The sequence below is a fragment of the Microbacterium sp. AK031 genome (assembly GCF_024807145.1).
In the GTDB taxonomy this organism is placed as follows: Bacteria; Actinomycetota; Actinomycetes; order Actinomycetales; family Microbacteriaceae; genus Microbacterium.
Genome location: NZ_JANUCA010000010.1, coordinates 68,246 through 84,810, shown reverse-complemented (window position 1 = coordinate 84,810; position 16,565 = coordinate 68,246). Strand labels below are relative to the sequence as shown.

Here is a 16,565-nt window from a genome sequence, read left to right as displayed (position 1 = left end):
GAACCCGCCCGATAGCTCATGACCAGCCTGATCACGCAGGTGAAGAGCAAGCTCTTCATCCACTCGTCGCAGAAGTCGATGCATGCGCTCGACGGCGCCTACGCGTCACTGCTGCACGGACGCAGCCTCGACTTCGAGGATCTGCGCAAGTACGAGTACGGCGATCAGGTGCGCGACATCGACTGGCGCGCCACCGCCCGCCTCGGCACGCCGCTCGTGAAGCGGCACCGCGCGAACCGGATGCACACGGTGCTGTTCGTCGTCGACACCGGCAGGTCCATGACGGCGCTCGCGCACGACGAGAAACCGAAGAAAGACCTCGCGATCCTCGCCACCGGGGCACTCGGCATCCTGGCTCTGCGGCATGGCGACGATTTCAGCGTCGTGCACGGCGACGCCGAGCGCGTGCGTCGACGTGCTCCCGGTCGCAGCGAAGGTGCGCTCGAGCACGCCCTGCGCACGATCGACCAGGCGATCACCGACGGCAGCGCACCCAGCGATCGCGACGCACTCCTCTCCTACGTCGCGCGCACGATCGCCCGGCGATGCATCGTCGTGATCATCACGGATGACGCACCTGTCACCGACGAGACGGAGCGGATGCTGCGCCGTCTGCGCGTGCAGCACGACGTGCTGTGGGTCACGCTCCGCGACGCGGACCCCGTGCTCGATCACGCGTCGCACTCGGTGCGCGCCGACGTCAACACTCGCTGGGCCGTTCCCGACTTCGTGCACGGCGACAGCGAGGTGCTCGGCGAGCTCATCGCCCAGACGCTGGCGGATGCCGCGCGGCTGCATGACCTGCTCGATCGCCTCGAGATCAGCCACACCGCCCTCGACACCCAGGATGATGCGGTGCCGCAACTGCTGCGCATGCTGAACCGGAGGGCCAATGTCCGGAACTGACGAGCTCTACCCTCCCGCGCAGTACGGCTGGGGCTGGATGCTGCTGGCGCTCGGCATCATCGCCGTGCTGATCCTCGCCGGCTGGCTGCTGATCTTCCTCACGAAGGCGCGACGCGGCACGGTGCCGCAGGGAGATGCCCCGACCTCCGCACCACCGACCGCTGACGTACTCACTATGCTGCGGCAGGAGTACCACGAGCGCATCGGACAGATCGAGACGGACTACCGTGCGGGAACACTCACGGCGCGGCACGCCAATCTCGAGCTCAGCCGCGTCGTGCGCACCTTCGTCAACGAGTACAGCGGCCTGGAGGCCCCGGTGCTCGCCCTCGATGACCTCGTGCGCCTCGGTGTGCCGCCGTCGCTGATCGACGCGCTGCAGCGGCACTATTACCCGAGCATCTTCCGCAAGGGTCCGGCGGTCGACCCGATCGCCGGCGCCGAGGCAGCGCACAAGGTGGTGGGCTCATGGCACTAGCGAACTGGTGGGTGATCCTCATCGCGGTCGCCGTCATCGTGATCGCGATCGGCATCGGGCTCGTCATCGGCCTCCGCCGGAATGCGCGCCACCGCGGGCAGCAGAGCGCGCCGATCGCCAGGGCGGAGCGGCTGCGTGCGCTGCCGTCGTTCCAGCACGCCGTCAGACGCCGCACCGTCGCCCTCGCCGGAGTGCTCACTCTCGGCGTGCTCGCGACTGTGATCGCCGGCGTCGTCGCCGCACGGCCGATGTCATCCGAGACGATCCAGCCCGTCAACACCAGCCGCGACATCATGCTCTGCCTCGACGTCTCAGGGTCGATGAGCGACGTCGACGTCGAGGTGCTCAGCGTGTTCGAGGAGCTGCTCGACGGCTTCGAGGGCGAGCGCATCGGCCTGACGATCTTCAACAGCTCGCCGGTGCAGATCTTCCCGCTCACGGACGACTACGAATTCATCCGCACCCATCTGCAGAGCATCCGCGAGAGCTTCGGCTACATGGAGGAGATCCCCGAGCACTGGGTGGGAACGCTCAACGGACCAGGTGCCTCGCTGATCGGCGACGGGCTCGCATCCTGCGCCATGCGCTTCGATCACCAGGATGACGAGCGCTCTCGCTCGATCATCCTCGCCACCGACAACGAGGTGAACGGTGACTCGATCGTCACCCTCGAGGAGGCGTCGAACTATGCGGCATCCGCAGGGGTGCGCGTCTTCGCGCTCAACCCCGTGCAGGGAGTCGACACCGACATCAGCCAGGAGCTCATCGCAGCCGCCGAGACGACAGGCGGCAAGGCGTACGGCCTGCGCGACGCCACGACCGTGTCCGACATCATCGAGGACGTCCAGGAGCAGGAGGCGACCGAACTCCGCGGCCAGGCGCAGGTCGTGTGGACCGACAACCCGAACCTCTGGATCGCGGTACTGCTGGTCGCGGCTCTCGGTTTCCTGATGCTGCTGTGGAGGGTCAGGCTGTGATCTTCCAACCCGTCCTAAATGTCGCACTCCTCGTGCTGCTGTTCGCGCCGGTCGCCTTCGTCGTCATCTGGATGCTGGTGAGGGCGGTGCGTCCTCAGGCAGGCTCAGCGGATGCCGGAACCGGGGCCTCAGCGGCCATCTGGGGTGTGCGCCTGCTGATGCTGCTCGCCTGCTTCATGATGCTGCTGCGGCCCGGCATCCCCGGAGGCACCACCGAGACCCTCGCGACCGACACCGACATCCTCATCGTCGTCGACACCACCGCGAGCATCGTGGCGGAGGACTGGGACGGCGAAGGGCAGCGGCTCGACGGCGTCCGCGCCGACGTGCAGGCGATCGTCGACGAGTACCCCGGCGCGCGCTTCGCGCTGATCAGCTTCGACGCGGCACCCGAGCTGCGGCTGCCGCTGACCACCGATGCCACTGCGCTGATCTCCTCGCTCGAGGTGCTGCGTCCCGAGGTCACCGCGCAGTCGCAGGGCAGCTCGATCGGCATCGCGAGCGCCATGGTCGAGGAGACGCTCGCGGCTGCCGCGGAATCGGCCCCCGACCGCTCCCGGATGGTGTTCTATCTGGGCGACGGCGAACAGACGGTGAGCACCGAACCCGAGTCGTTCTCCGCGAGCGCCGAGTTCACCGACGGCGGCGCGGTTCTCGGCTACGGCACGAACGAGGGCGGCCCGATGAAGGTCACCTCTGGGAGCTTCGCGGCATCCGAAGAGGGCGGCGAGTACATCGAGTATCAGGGCGAGCCGGCTCGATCGGTGATCGACGAGGCCAATCTGCAGACCATCGCAGACGACCTCGGCGTGCCGTACCAGCTGCGCTCCGCCGACACCGCCATCGAGCTGCCGGAGGCGCCGACCACGACGACGAACTACACCGAGTCCGGGTCAGTGGGCAACGTGATCGACCTGTACTGGATCTTCGCCCTCGTGATGGTGCTGCTGCTCGGCGTCGAGGTCGCCAGGGCGACGATCCTCATCGCGCAGATGCGCGGACTCGCCACCCGGGGAGGCGACGCATGACCTCGCAGACGACCACCCGACCGACCGATTCAGCGGCTGCGACCGTCGCACCGGATGCCGCGGCAGCTCTGCTCGCCGCGAATCGTCGGCGCCGACTGATCCGTCGCTGGGTCACGATCGGCACGCTGCCGCTCACGCTCGCCGCGCTGCTCTTCGTCGGCAAGCTGCTGAGCATGTACGCGTTCGCCCACCAGGCGATCACCGCCTACGTCGTCGACGACTACGCTGGGTCGACGGCCGCGGCCGAGGGCCAGGAGTTCCTGAACTGGTTCGAGCCCTACAAGGCGCCGTACAACGTCGGCACGGCACTGGCCGGATCTGAGGAACTCGACGGTGCCCGTGCCAAGTTCGAAGAGGCTCTGCCGCTGGCCAGTGGCCTCGAAGTGTGCGCGGTGCGGGTGAACCTCGCGATCGTGATCGAGCGTCAGGGCGATGCTGCGGTCGACGCCGGCGACGCGCCCGGCGGGGCGGAGTTGTACGGCGAGGCGCTGCAGATCACGGCCGAGACGCCGGAGGAGTGCAACAGCGAAGAAGCGGATTCGCAGTCGCCCGACCCCGATCGCAGCATGGGTGAGACCCTCGACGAGCTCGGTGATCGACTGCAGGAGAAGCAACAGCAGGCCCGGGAACAGCAGCCGCCACCCGCTGAGGGCGAGGGCGAAGAGCAGGAGCAGCCGCACCCCGATCAGGACAAGCTCGACGAACTGCAGGACAAGCTCGATCAGGGCGCCGAGGAGCGCGAGCAGAACCAGGGCGACGAGGACGGCCCCGGTGGCGGGACGGACAAGCCATGGTAGAGCCAGAGAAGCAGCGCGCACGCTACATCGCCGGCACCGATGGCGCCCCTCCGGTGCCGCCGCCCGGCGGGTACCACGGCGCTCGTCGAGTGCAGCCGGCCCCCACCGCACCGCTTCAGGGTGCACCACTGCCGCCGGTGCTCAGCCCGGCGCAGGCTGCCGAGGAGAAGCAGCCGGCGGGCGTGATCGGCTGGGTCGCGCTGGTCACAGCGATCCTCTTCGCCGTCGTGCTGCTGGGGGTCCTGCTCTCCGGCGGTACCGACGCGCTGTACGGCGTCACCATGCTCACCCTGCAGCTCGTCGTGCTCGCCGTCGTGATCGCGGCACTGTTCTCTCGACGTGGACGGAGGCTCGCAGCATCCGCCCTCATCGTCACCCTCATGCTCAACGTCGCCACCGTCGGTGCGATGAGCGCGCTGCAGACCTCGGCGTCTGGCAATTACGAGGGCGAGAAGACCGACGAGCAGAAGCACGAAGAGGCCTACCCCGGCATCAAGGACACCTCGTCGAGCACGATCCTCGCGCAGCCCTCTCTCGAAGAGGTGCGCGCGCAGAGCGAGGAGATGCTCGCCAAGATCCGCGACCGACTCACCGAGCGGTTCGGCTACACGTGGACCGAGGCCGGCACGGAAAATCTCCGTCCGGAGCGCAACGGCTACGGCGGCGAATCGATGCTGGTGCAGTACACCTCGATGCAGTGGATGACGAACGAGCCCATCCAGGACTACGACCGCAAGGTCGCCGTGATGGACGTCATCGAAGACGTCGTCACGCAGTACGGCATGTACGACCTGTACTCGTTCAACGAGCCCTCTTCGGGCATGGACGACTCGATCCTCGAGAGGTTCTACGGCAGTACCGACCCGCGCTCGCAGACCACCTGGGAGTACTACTCGGACAACTATCCGGATCCGCTGCGCTTCTACGCCGTGCTCTACGACCTGTCCAACGACACCACCGGAGAGTTCGCCGGTGAGCGCGAGGCGCAGAGCGCCCGCACCGGCGAGCCGCTGGAGGGGCTGCAGATCTACTTCCTCGCGCCCGAGCTGCTCAGCGAGGACGACCGGGAAGAGTTCGAGACGCGGATGCAGGAGTACCCGGGGTACTGAGCGCCTGGGCTCCGTGGGAAAACCCAGATCAATCGGCGTGTCGACGGCATGTCACTCACTGACACGCCGTCGGCACGCCAGATCGTCTGGGTTTTCCGGCAGGGTCGGCCATCAGGCGAGAGAGCCCTGTATTCACGCCACGAAGGAGAGCCCCGCGGCGAGCGCGAAGCCGAGAACAGTGGCCAGGCCCGTCAACTCCTTGGCCTTGGACTGTGCGTCTGGCACCATCGAGTCGACGAGCATGACGAGTAGAGCGCCGGCCGCGAACCCGCTCGCTCCGGCGCTGAACTCGGCGCTCACCGCATCCGCGAGGGCGTAACCCGCGATCGTCGCGAGCGCGCAGACGACAGCCACCCCGCCCCACAGCGACAGCACCCGTGAGCGCTTCATCCCACTGTCCAACAGGTCGGCGGCGGAACCGATCGACTCTGGCAGGTTGGAGACGACGATCGCGATGATGAGGGCGACGCTCACCCCCTCGCCCGTGGCCAGCCCGATTCCGAGGACGAGCTGCTCCGGTATGCCGTCGAGCAGAGCGCCCACGGCAAGCGGCCCACCGGCCGACCCCTGCGTCGCGGAAGCGCGGCGTTCGACGATCCGGTCGGCCGCGTAATAGCAGAGCGCCCCTACGGCGACTCCGGCGACGAGCGGGATCGGGCCGGCGAGCTGCAGGCCCTCCTCCCACAGCTCGAAGGCGATCGATGCCATGAGGGCTCCGGCGCCGAAGCCGAGCACGATCCCCAGCCACTTCGGTGGCCAGGTGCGCAGCAGCGCGAGCACGGCCCCGACGAACAGTGGCACCGCCGCGACCGCACCCCACAGCACTGCCTCGATCATGCCCCCACCCTAGCGGCGGCATCCGCTCGTTCGGATGGCACGTCTCGGGCCGCATGGCGACACGCCGCGCGCCGATAGAATGGACTCCATGTCCAAGGTCCTCCAGTCCCTGCCCGTCGGCGAGCGCGTCGGCATCGCCTTCTCCGGAGGACTCGACACCTCCGTCGCCGTCGCATGGATGCGCGACAAGGGCGCGATCCCCTGCACGTACACCGGCGACCTGGGCCAGCCCGACGAGGACGACATCGAGTCCATCCCCGGACGCGCGCTCGAGTACGGCGCCGAGATCGCCCGCATCATCGATGCGAAGACCGCACTCGTCGAAGAGGGCTTCGTCGCGCTGCAGTGCGGCGCGTTCCACATCCGCTCCGGCGGCAAGACGTACTTCAACACCACCCCCCTGGGCCGCGCCGTCACGGGCACCATGCTGGTGCGCGCCATGAAGGAGGACGGCGTCGACATCTGGGGCGACGGCTCCACCTACAAGGGCAACGACATCGAGCGGTTCTACCGCTACGGCCTGCTCGCGAACCCGCGCCTGCGCATCTACAAGCCCTGGCTCGACGCCGACTTCGTCACCGAGCTCGGCGGACGTCAGGAGATGAGCGAATGGCTCGTCGAGCACGGCTTCCCCTACCGCGACGCCGCCGAGAAGGCCTATTCGACCGATTCCAACATCTGGGGCGCCACGCACGAGGCGAAGACGCTCGAGCACCTCAACGTCTCGCTCGAGACCGTCGACCCGATCATGGGCGTGAAGTTCTGGGACCCCGCGGTCGCGATCGAGACCGAAGACGTGACGGTGACCTTCGAGGGCGGCCGCCCGGTCGCGATCAACGGCGTCGAGTACACCGACCCCGTCGCGCTGGTGCTCGAGGCGAACAAGATCGGCGGACGCCACGGCCTCGGCATGAGCGACCAGATCGAGAACCGCATCATCGAGGCGAAGTCGCGCGGCATCTATGAGGCCCCGGCCATGGCGCTGCTCTTCATCGCGTACGAGCGCCTGGTCAACGGCATCCTGAACGAAGACACCCTCGCCACCTACCACGAGCAGGGCCGCCGCCTCGGTCGCCTCATGTACGAGGGACGCTGGCTCGAGCCGCAGTCGCTCATGCTGCGCGAGTCGATCCAGCGCTGGGTCGGACTCACGATCTCCGGCACGGTCACGATCCGCCTGCGCCGCGGCGACGACTGGACCATCCTCGACACCACCAGCCCGAACCTGTCATACGGTCCGGAGAAGCTGTCGATGGAGCGGGTCGGCGACGCCGCATTCGGTCCGGTCGACCGCATCGGCCAGCTGACCATGCGCAACCTCGACATCGCCGACTCGCGCTCGCGTCTCGAGCAGTACGCAGGCCTCGGCCTCGTCGGCGGCGCGACGGGTGAGCTCGTCGGGCGCGTCACTGCGGGCGAAGCATCCGAGATCGCAGATTCGGGCGAGAAGCACGACGCTCTTGCGGATGCCGTCGACACGGCGTCCGAGGGTGCGGCGTTCGACTCCGGCACCGACTGAGGCGCACCCTCGTCCAGTGCTTCGGCGACTGCGAGCGCAGAGACTGACGCGGTGAGTCGCCGGCGGCGAAGGCACGGTTTCGTGCATGGCGATTCGGAGTGCGGATGCCGCGGCATCCGCACTCATCCTCCACAGGTCGACGTCTACCGTGCCTCCTGCTGAAGCCCATCGATCCGACTAGGCTCGACAGCACGCCCGAGACACTCTCTGGGGGACTGTTAGACCGGATCCCATCGACGACCGTGAAAGAACTCATCAATGACGATCGAACCGCTCGAAGCTCCCGTACGTCGCACGCTGGGCACCAAGATCGGACGCATCGCGTTCGTAATCGTCGCCGGGCTGCTGGTGGCGGCGGTCGCTGCGGCATTCTTCGTGGTCTGGACGATCCAGCGCTCGTTCCCGCAGACGGCCGGCGAGCTCGAACTCGACGGACTGAAGGCCCAGGTCACCGTGCAGCGCGACGACCTCGGAACTCCGACGATCACCGCCGATTCCTCGCACGATCTGTTCTACGCACAGGGGTTCGTGCACGCCCAGGATCGCTTCTTCGAGATGGACTTCCGCCGACACGTGACATCTGGTCGCGTCGCCGAGATGTTCGGCGAATCACAGGCGCCGACTGACATGTTCCTGCGTACTCTCGGCTGGCGCGCTGTCGCCGAACAGGAGGTCGAGGCGATGGACGAGACGACTCTCGCCTACTACCAGGCGTACGCCGACGGAGTGAACTCCTACCTCTCCACGCGTGACGGTGCTGACCTCGCCCTGGAATATGCCGTTCTCGACATACAGAACCCCGACTACGAGGTCGAGCCGTGGGAACCCGCGGATTCGGTCGCGTGGCTGAAGGCCATGGCGTGGGATCTGCGCACCAACATCGAAGACGAGACCGAGCGCGCACTCCTCGTCGCCGAGGTCGGCGACCCCGGGGTTCCGGCTGACAGCCTCGAGCTGCTCGAGCAGCTGTATCCCGCCTACCCCTTCGACAAGAACCCTGTGATCGTTCCCGAGATCTCGACCGTTCCGGCCCTCGGGTCGGAGACGGATGCCACGCCGGCCGCCTTCGAAGCCGATGGCGACGAGACCGGCGTATCGAACGTGCAGACCGCAGTCACGACGATCGAATGGCGCGAGGCCGGCAGCGTCATCGCGGCGGCGAGCCTGCTGGTCGGCGACGTCGGCGAGGGCATCGGCTCGAACTCATGGGTCGTGTCTGGGCAGCTCACCGAGAGCGGCATGCCACTGCTGGCGAATGATCCGCACCTGGGCGCATCGCTTCCGTCGGTCTGGTACCAGGTGCAGTTGCGCTGCTCCGAGGTCACCGAGGAATGCCCGTTCGACGTGGGCGGTTTCTCGTTCTCCGGGTTGCCCGGCATCGTGATCGGCCACAACGATCAGGTCGCCTGGGGCTTCACGAACCTCACGACCGACGTCGCCGACCTCTACATCGAGAAGGTCGACGGAGACTCCTACTGGCGCGACGGCGCACTGGTGCCGCTCGACGTGCGAGAGGAGACCGTCAGGGTCGCCGGTGGAGACGACATCGATCTCACCATCCGCTCGACCGTGCACGGCCCGATCATCTCCGGCCTCACCGATGACTTCACCGCGATCGCCGATGGCGAGGTGTCGGCGGACGGCGACGCCCTCACGCAGGGTGAGACTGATGCGTCGGCCGCCCTCTCGGGCGAGTACGCCGTGAGCCTGCGATGGACAGCGTTGGATCCGGGCAGCGCCGCGACCGCGATCTTCGCACTCGCCACCGCCCAGGACTTCAACGACTTCCGACATGCGGCGTCACTGTTCGACGTGCCGGCGCAGAACCTGATCTACGCCGACGTCGAAGGCAACATCGGGTACCAGGCGCCGGGTCGGCTGCCGCTCCGGGGAGCGGGAGACGGGTGGATCCCGCAGCCAGGGTGGGACAGCAGTTACGACTGGACCGGTTTCATCGAGTTCGAGGATCTTCCGGTCTCGTACAACCCGAGTTCGGGCTACATCGTCACGGCGAACAACGCGATCGTCACCGACGACTACGAACACTTCCTCTCTCGCGACTGGGCCTACGGCTACCGCGCTGCACGCATCACGCACCTGATCGAACGCCAGGCCGCGGCCGCGCCCCTCACCGCGCAGGTCATGCGCGACATCCAGAGCGACAACGAGATGTGGATCGGCAAGAAGCTCGCGGCGGTGATGGGCGACATCGAGGTGAAGGGCGCAGGCCCGAAGGAGGCCGTCGCCCTGCTGCGCACGTGGGATGCGCAGAACAACGCTGATTCATCGGCTGCCGCCTACGCGAACGTGCTGTGGTCGAACCTGGTGCTGAACCTGTTCGAGCAGCGCGACGGGTCCCTGCCGCACGACGGTCAGGGCCGTCTGTTCACCGTGGTGTCCGCACTGCTCGATGACCCGACCGACCCTCTCTGGACGAACGAGAACATCGGCGTCTCCGGCATGGAAGAGATGCTGGCGCTGTCTGCCGAGCAGGCCTACGACGAGCTCGCCGGGTACCAGGGTTCGACCGTCTCGCGCTGGAACTGGGGCGACCTGCACGCCATCACCCTGACGAGCGACACCCTCGGCTCGTCCGGAATCGCGCCGATCGAAGCGCTGTTCAACCGCGGGCCGTATCCGGTCGGCGGCGGCCCATCGGTCGTGAACGCCACCGGGTGGGAGCTGGGTGAGGGATACACGACGACCACGGTGCCGTCGATGCGCATGGTGATCGACCTGTCGGACTTCGATGAGTCGTCGTGGAATCACCTGACCGGCGCATCCGGGCATGCGTTCCACCCGCACTACGTGGATCAGACCGAGAACTGGTCCGCCGGCATCCAGACGCCATGGGCGTTCACTCCGGATGCCGTGGATGCGGCGACCGTCGACACGCTGGTGCTCACGCCGAAGGGCTGATTCCCTCAGACCTCTTCGGTGAACTCGATCGGGCCGATGGCGGGCGGCTCGTCGTCGGCAGGCGTCTCAACAGTCTCGACGTCCTCGTCCTTGCCCGTCAACCGTGCCACGGCTTCGGCGAACTGACGTTCGAGTGCGAAGAACGCGGCCGCGACATCACCCCCCGAGATCGCATCGAGCAGCTCCTGATAGGTGTCGGAGACCGATCGGCGCACCGTGTAGCCGTTGGGGTCGCTGAGACTGGCGATTCGGGTCTCGACGGCGAGTGTGGCCATATAGTGCGACAGCCTGCGGCTCCCGGCGGAATCGACCAGCACACGATGGAACTCGATGTCGGCGTCTCCGATGGCCCGAGCATCCGTTCCCTTGCTGACCGCGACCAGTTCGTCATAAGCGCGCTTGAGCGTATCGAGCACGGACGCGGTGCCGGCCCTGACGATCAGCCGCACGGCCTGGCATTCGACGGCGAGGCGGGCGTCGTACACATCGGCGACATGCTCGGGTCCGATGACACTCACACGCATGCCTCGGCCGGGGGATGCCGTGAGCAGGCCCTCTTGCACGAGTCGCTGCGTTGACTCCCGCAGCGGGCTGCGGCTCACGCCCAGCTGTGACGACATCTCGACCTCGCCGATGGGGCTGCCCACCGGCAGCGCGCCGGTGAAGATCGCCTTGCGCAGCTCGGTGGTGATGAGGTCGACGGTCGACGGACGCGCCACGCGCACCATCGAGATCGGCGAAACCGCGCGGGGGGTGTGTGAAGCCATGTGCATCCCTTCCAGGCGTCGCGCGAAACCGCGAACATCTCATTGTCGATCCTCCGCGCCGATCCGCGAAGTCGATTCTGAATTCACCAGTCTGCCTCATCATCACATTTTTGTATACATGACGACAATCTGCGCGTCTGACTGTACATCGCTCGACAGATTCCATAGTCTGGGGCACGGTCAACGGCGCCGTGCAGAGCGCCGGCATACGGAACCGCATACGGAACGCGAGGACATCATGACGAAGAGAACGACACGGATCGGCATCGCCACAGCCGCCGTCGGAACCCTGACGCTCGGCCTTCTCGCCGGGTGCGCATCAGGCGAGAGCGATACCGAAGGCATGAACACGCTTGAGAAGGCGCAGGAAGAGGGCACGATCACTCTGGCGATCGCCTCCGAGCAGCCATACTCCTGGGTCGAGGACGGCGAGGCGACCGGCGCGACGATCGCCATGCACGAGCAGATCTTCAAGAACCTCGGCATCGATGATATCGAGATCGAAGAGGTCGACTGGAACTCGCTGATCCCCGGCCTGAATGCCGGTCGATGGGATGCCGTGAGCGCCGGCATGTCGATCCTTCCGGAGCGCTGCGCCGAGGCCGCCTTCAGCGACCCCGAGATCATGTACACGACCACGCTCGTCGTGGCGAAGGACAACCCCAAGAATCTCAGCGACCTCGACTCGGTCGCAGCAGCCGAAGACGTCACCCTCGCCGTGCAGTCGGGTGCGATCGAAGAGGGCTACGCCACCGACCTCGGCATCGCGAACACGATCCAGGTCGACAGCGCCCAGGCTGGCATCGAGGTCGTGCAGTCGGGCCGTGCAGATGCCTTCGCCCTGACCGCCGTGTCGCTGAACTGGATGACGGAAGGCAGCGACGACGTCGAGACCACCGAGGCCTTCGTGCAGGAGATCGACGGTGTGGAGCAGATCGGCGCCGGCGCGACCGTCTTCCGTCAGGAAGACACCGAGCTGCTCGAGGCCTATAACGAGGAGCTCGCCAAGATCACCGGCGACGAGGCGGCCTACCTCGATCTGGTCGAGCCGTTCGGCTTCACGGCGGAGAACCTCCCGCCGGCAGACCTGACCACCGAGCAGCTCTGCTCGGGCGAGCTGGGCTGACACCGGTCCGGTGACTGAGAACTTCGAAGCGCTCTGGCGGGCGCTGCCTCAGCTTGTCGATGGGGTGATCATCACCCTTCAGTTGACAGCAGGCGGCGCCCTCCTGGCGATCGTCGTGGCCATCGGCCTCGGCCTGCTGGCACGATTCGAGAACATTCTGCTGCGCGGCTTCGCGCGCACCGTCATCGAGTTGTTCCGCGGCACCTCGCTGCTGGTGCAGCTGTTCTTCTTCTTCTTCGTGCTTCCATTGCCGCCTTTCAACCTCGAGCTGCCAGCCGTCTTCACGGGCATCCTCGCCCTGGGCATGAATTACGGTGCCTACGGAGCCGAGGTGGTGCGCGGATCGATCAACTCGGTGCCGGCCGGGCAATGGGAGGCGACGACGGCGCTCAGTCTTTCGCGCACGCAGCGGATGTGGCGGGTGATCTTCCCGCAGGCCTGGGCGCTCATGATCCCATCCCTGAACAACCTGCTGATCCAGCTTCTGAAGGGCACCGCCGTCGTCTACCTGATCACGATCGTCGACCTCACCGCAGAGCTGAACCGGCTGCGCGTGCAGACCGACGTGTACTTCGCCTACGGGCTGGGCCTGCTCGTGTACTTCGCGATCGCCTACCTGCTCACACTGGGCATGAATGCACTCGAGACCCGTGCCAAGCACCGTCTCGGGCAGGGCGGAAAGTGGCGTGACACCATCGCCACCACCCCGCTCCCCGATATGAAGGGGGCGGGCCAGGCGGCATGAACGACGACAACAACTTCTGGAACTGGGATCACGCGATCGCGGCATTCCCGGACATTCTGGAAAAGTTCCTCACCGTCACGCTGGTCGTGACGATCATCGGCAGCATCATCGCTGCCGTCCTCGGTCTCGTGATCGCACTCGGGCGCCGCACGGCGCCCCGACCCGTCGCGGCCATCATCACTCTGCTGATGAATTTCGTGCGCATGACGCCGCTCGTGGTGCAGCTGCTGTTCGCGTACTACGTGTTCACGACGGTGCCGCCCCTCGTGCTCGGAACCATCATCATCGGCATCCATTACGCCACCTATATGGCCGAGGTCTACCGCGCGGGAATCGATGCGGTACCGCCAGGACAGTGGGAGGCGTCGACGGCTCTGTCGATGTCGCGCGGCCGCACGTGGACTGCCGTGATCATCCCCCAGGCGCTGCGATCGACACTGCCGGCGCTGAGCAACTACGTCATCTCGATGTTCAAGGACACACCGTTCCTCATGGTCATCACGGTCGTCGAGATGGTGCGCCAGGCACAGCTGTACGGCAGCAAGAACTTCCGCTTCGTGGAGGCGATCATCATCGCCGGCCTCATCTACCTGGTCGCGAGCTACCTGAGCTCCCTGCTGGCCAGGCGATTGGAGAAACGTCTTGAATACACCACCGCTTGACACGCACACCGGCGCGATCACGCTCGACGACGGTGATGTGCCCGCGATCCGCTTCGACAAGGTCGAGAAGCGCTTCGGCGACCACGTCGTGCTGCACGACCTCGACTTCACGGTGCGTCGTGGGGATCGGGTGACGCTGATCGGACCGAGCGGCTCGGGAAAGACGACGATCCTTCGCCTCGTGATGACACTCGAGGAGGCGAACTCCGGCTACATCTTCATCGACGGCAACCCTCTCACCCACTACGAGAAGGACGGCAGGCGGGTCGAGCTGAAGGAGAAGCACAAGAACGAGATGCGCAAGCGCATCGGCATGGTGTTCCAGCAGTTCAATCTGTTCCCGAACATGACGGTGATCGAGAACATCATCGAGGCGCCGGTGCACGTGCTCGGGTTGCCGAAGAAGGACGCCATCGTGCGGGCGCGCGAACTGCTGGAGAAGGTGGGCCTCCCCGACAAGGAGAACGCTCACCCCACCCAGCTCTCGGGCGGTCAGCAGCAGCGCGTCGCGATCGCGCGTGCTCTGGCGATGGAGCCTGAGATCCTGCTACTCGACGAGGTCACCAGTGCGCTCGATCCCGAAGTGGTCGGAGAGGTGCTGAACATCCTTCGCGACATCGCCCGCGACACCGACGTCACGATGCTGATCGTCACGCACGAGATGCAGTTCGCCCGCGACGTGTCGAATCGGGTGCTGATGTTCGACAGCGGCCGCATCGTCGAGGAGGGCGCGCCGGAAGACATCTTCAGCAACCCGCACGAACAGCGCACCAGGGACTTCCTCGCGGCTGTACTCTGAGCTGCAGCTCAGCGAGTTTCGGCGGCCGCGACCGCGCGCCGTGAGATCAACCAGATGCCGAATGCGGCGGCGAGGAAGATCACGCCGAGCATCACCCAGCCGAGCAGGCCGAACGTGATCGCGGTCGCATTCACGACGATGGGTGAGGCGAGCGCGCCGAGCGAGAACCCCATGCCGAACACGCCCTGATAGGCGCCGGCACGTGCCGGATCGGCGAGTTCGAAGTCGAGCCCCCACGCGCCGGCCTGCGAGAGGACCTCGGCGAAGGTGTGCGTGAGGACCTCGGCGACGGTGTGCGTGAGGGCCGCCACGATCAGCACGACGATCGAACCGGTCTCGGTGCGCATCTCCTCGACCTCGCGCACCGCTGCGTCGACGGATGCCGGCAGCCGAAGCAGCGGCAGTGCTCCGAACGCACCGATGACGCCGGCGAAGACGATCACGACCTGGTACGCCTCGGCGGTTCCCAGCGCCAGTGCGATCGCGGCGATGCCGGAGCCGATCGCGATCGACAGGTTGGTCACCGTGCGCAGCACGGCACGTGCGTGCACTCGCCGTTCGGGTGCGAATCCGCGGGCGATGATCGCTGACCGGGCCGAGTTAACCGATCGTGTCGCAGAAGCCGGCCAGGCTCGCGATCACCAGGGCGGTGATGAACGTGTCGGCGAAGGCATAGGTCGCCAGAAGCAGCCCTCCGAGGGTCTCGAAGACGCCAGGCGTCGTGCGCTCGACCGATCGGCGAGCCATCCGCCGAGGAACGAGGCGAGCACACCGCATGCGCTGGAGACGGCGAGCACCACGGCGGCCTCACCGGCGCTCACGCCGATGATCAGCGTGAAGAACAGGACGGTGACGGTGAGGAAGACTTCTCTACCGATGCGCGACACCGCCGTCACTGTCACGAGTGCGCGCAGCACAGGGTCGGCGAAGGACTGCGCCAGGCGCTCTCTGATTCGCGGTTTCACGGTGGCGGTGGGAGGCGGGTCTTGCGAAGGCACATGACAGTTTCACACACGGCGCGGACACAGCCCGTCCACGCCGCCGGCGGTCAGCATCCCTCGATAGGGTCGATCCATGCCTTCCCGTCTTCTCGCTCCTGAGGGCGTCCCCGCATCCGTCATCGAGTTCGAGCACGGCGGCGCGACACTTATCGCCGAAGACTTCGGTGCCGGCACGCGCCCGTACGTCCTCGTGCACGGGATCGGAATGGGTCGCAGCGTCTACCTCGACTTCATCGAGCGACTCCCCGGTCGCATCATCGCCCTTGATCTGCCCGGATTCGGCGAGGCGCCGGAGCCCGAGCGCACACTCACCATGGCGCGCCACGCAGACCTGATCGCAGCGTTCCTGCGCAGCATCGACGTCACGGGTGCCGTGATCATCGGCCATTCGATGGGCAGCCAGATCGGCGCAGAGCTCGCGGCGCGGCATCCCTCTCTCGTGTCCGGGCTCGTGCTCGCCGGGCCGACCGTGAACAGCGCGACGCGCAGCATCCGGGAACAGGCGACGCATCTGCTGCGCGACCTCGTCGGCGAGCGCCCGATCGTGCTGTGGCGCGGCGCGCGCGAGTACCTGCGCGGCGGCCCGCACCTCATCCGGAAGATCCGCGCCACCGTGGTGCACGAACCAGAGAAGGCATACGCGCGCGTGAAGTGCCCCGTGCTCGTGCTGCGCGGTGAGCGCGACCCGCTTGCACCGGTGGCATGGTGCCGCAAGATCGTCTCTCTCGTGCCAGGGCCGGCTTCGCTCAAGGAGATCCCCGACCATGGCCACGGCACCCTCCTCAGCGACGCCGCACTCGCCGCCGTGATCACGGAGTTCGCCCGCTCGCTCTGACCCGGCCGGCGGCGGGTTGCCGGTTCACTCACCCGGGCAGAACTCCGGAGGTTTTCGCAG

The 16,565-nt window shown here is 66.7% G+C and carries 17 protein-coding genes; 13 read left to right on the top strand and 4 right to left on the bottom strand.

All coding sequences use genetic code 11. From position 1 onward, the window contains the following. The first annotated feature begins 18 nt into the window (after nt 1-18). From HDC95_RS16215 to HDC95_RS16190, 6 genes are read left to right on the top strand one after another with little or no spacing between them, the layout of a single operon-like run. Nucleotides 19-906: a DUF58 domain-containing protein gene (locus HDC95_RS16215; RefSeq protein ID WP_259064698.1), complete on the top strand. Its 888-nt coding sequence runs from the start codon at nt 19-21 to the stop codon at nt 904-906. Next, complete coding sequence (locus tag HDC95_RS16210) at nt 893-1,384, top strand: hypothetical protein (protein ID WP_259064697.1); 492 nt, start codon at nt 893-895, stop codon at nt 1,382-1,384. The genes HDC95_RS16215 and HDC95_RS16210 overlap by 14 nt, the downstream gene beginning before the upstream one ends. Next, nucleotides 1,375-2,361: a VWA domain-containing protein gene (locus tag HDC95_RS16205; protein WP_259064696.1), complete on the top strand. Its 987-nt coding sequence runs from the start codon at nt 1,375-1,377 to the stop codon at nt 2,359-2,361. Before HDC95_RS16210 ends, HDC95_RS16205 begins: the two co-directional genes overlap by 10 nt. Further along, nucleotides 2,358-3,389, top strand: a complete 1,032-nt coding sequence (locus HDC95_RS16200; RefSeq protein ID WP_259064695.1) for a VWA domain-containing protein — start codon at nt 2,358-2,360, stop codon at nt 3,387-3,389. Before HDC95_RS16205 ends, HDC95_RS16200 begins: the two co-directional genes overlap by 4 nt. Then, nucleotides 3,386-4,186: a hypothetical protein gene (locus HDC95_RS16195; protein ID WP_259064693.1), complete on the top strand. Its 801-nt coding sequence runs from the start codon at nt 3,386-3,388 to the stop codon at nt 4,184-4,186. The genes HDC95_RS16200 and HDC95_RS16195 overlap by 4 nt, the downstream gene beginning before the upstream one ends. Continuing rightward, a complete protein-coding gene (locus HDC95_RS16190; protein WP_259064691.1) occupies nt 4,180-5,295 on the top strand; it encodes an LppA family lipoprotein in 1,116 nt (371 codons plus the stop codon). Before HDC95_RS16195 ends, HDC95_RS16190 begins: the two co-directional genes overlap by 7 nt. A gap of 132 nt (nt 5,296-5,427) precedes the next feature. Here HDC95_RS16190 and HDC95_RS16185 read toward each other — a convergent pair whose 3' ends face one another. Beyond that, nucleotides 5,428-6,132: a ZIP family metal transporter gene (locus tag HDC95_RS16185; RefSeq protein WP_259064689.1), complete on the bottom strand. Its 705-nt coding sequence runs from the start codon at nt 6,130-6,132 to the stop codon at nt 5,428-5,430. An 88-nt stretch (nt 6,133-6,220) separates the two neighbouring features. Here HDC95_RS16185 and argG point away from each other — a divergent pair, with 88 nt between their 5' ends. Further along, entirely contained in the window at nt 6,221-7,651 is a 1,431-nt protein-coding gene (argG, locus tag HDC95_RS16180) for an argininosuccinate synthase (protein ID WP_259064688.1), read from the top strand. A 258-nt stretch (nt 7,652-7,909) separates the two neighbouring features. Further along, the gene (locus HDC95_RS16175; RefSeq protein WP_259064687.1) at nt 7,910-10,570 is read left to right on the top strand and encodes a penicillin acylase family protein; all 2,661 of its coding nucleotides are present in this window, start codon (nt 7,910-7,912) and stop codon (nt 10,568-10,570) included. 5 nt (nt 10,571-10,575) lie between these two features. Here the strand turns inward: HDC95_RS16175 and HDC95_RS16170 are convergent, their stop codons facing one another. Next, complete coding sequence (locus tag HDC95_RS16170) at nt 10,576-11,337, bottom strand: GntR family transcriptional regulator (protein WP_259064686.1); 762 nt, start codon at nt 11,335-11,337, stop codon at nt 10,576-10,578. 238 nt (nt 11,338-11,575) lie between these two features. On the opposite strand from HDC95_RS16170, the gene ehuB reads away from it, so the two are divergent. The 4 genes from ehuB to ehuA are packed head-to-tail and all read left to right on the top strand — an operon-like array spanning nt 11,576 to nt 14,669. Next, nucleotides 11,576-12,463 (top strand): ectoine/hydroxyectoine ABC transporter substrate-binding protein EhuB, encoded by an 888-nt coding sequence (gene ehuB / locus HDC95_RS16165; RefSeq protein ID WP_259064685.1) that lies wholly within the window; start codon nt 11,576-11,578, stop codon nt 12,461-12,463. Nucleotides 12,464-12,473: 10 nt separating this feature from the next. Beyond that, nucleotides 12,474-13,208, top strand: coding sequence for an ectoine/hydroxyectoine ABC transporter permease subunit EhuC (gene ehuC, locus HDC95_RS16160; RefSeq protein ID WP_259064684.1), 735 nt, complete (start codon nt 12,474-12,476; stop codon nt 13,206-13,208). Continuing rightward, the gene (gene ehuD, locus HDC95_RS16155) at nt 13,205-13,870 is read left to right on the top strand and encodes an ectoine/hydroxyectoine ABC transporter permease subunit EhuD (RefSeq protein WP_259064683.1); all 666 of its coding nucleotides are present in this window, start codon (nt 13,205-13,207) and stop codon (nt 13,868-13,870) included. Before ehuC ends, ehuD begins: the two co-directional genes overlap by 4 nt. Nucleotides 13,871-13,886: 16 nt before the next feature. Continuing rightward, nucleotides 13,887-14,669, top strand: coding sequence for an ectoine/hydroxyectoine ABC transporter ATP-binding protein EhuA (gene ehuA / locus HDC95_RS16150; RefSeq protein ID WP_310503274.1), 783 nt, complete (start codon nt 13,887-13,889; stop codon nt 14,667-14,669). Nucleotides 14,670-14,677: 8 nt separating this feature from the next. Here the strand turns inward: ehuA and HDC95_RS16145 are convergent, their stop codons facing one another. Both HDC95_RS16145 and HDC95_RS16140 read right to left on the bottom strand, forming a co-directional pair. Beyond that, nucleotides 14,678-15,220, bottom strand: coding sequence for a hypothetical protein (locus tag HDC95_RS16145; RefSeq protein WP_259064681.1), 543 nt, complete (start codon nt 15,218-15,220; stop codon nt 14,678-14,680). An 87-nt stretch (nt 15,221-15,307) separates the two neighbouring features. Then, nucleotides 15,308-15,634 carry a hypothetical protein gene (locus HDC95_RS16140; protein WP_259064679.1) on the bottom strand — a complete coding sequence of 109 codons (327 nt, stop codon included), beginning with the start codon at nt 15,632-15,634 and terminating at the stop codon, nt 15,308-15,310. A 109-nt stretch (nt 15,635-15,743) separates the two neighbouring features. On the opposite strand from HDC95_RS16140, the gene HDC95_RS16135 reads away from it, so the two are divergent. Continuing rightward, a complete protein-coding gene (locus HDC95_RS16135) occupies nt 15,744-16,505 on the top strand; it encodes an alpha/beta fold hydrolase (RefSeq protein ID WP_259064677.1) in 762 nt (253 codons plus the stop codon). Nucleotides 16,506-16,565: the final 60 nt, after the last annotated feature.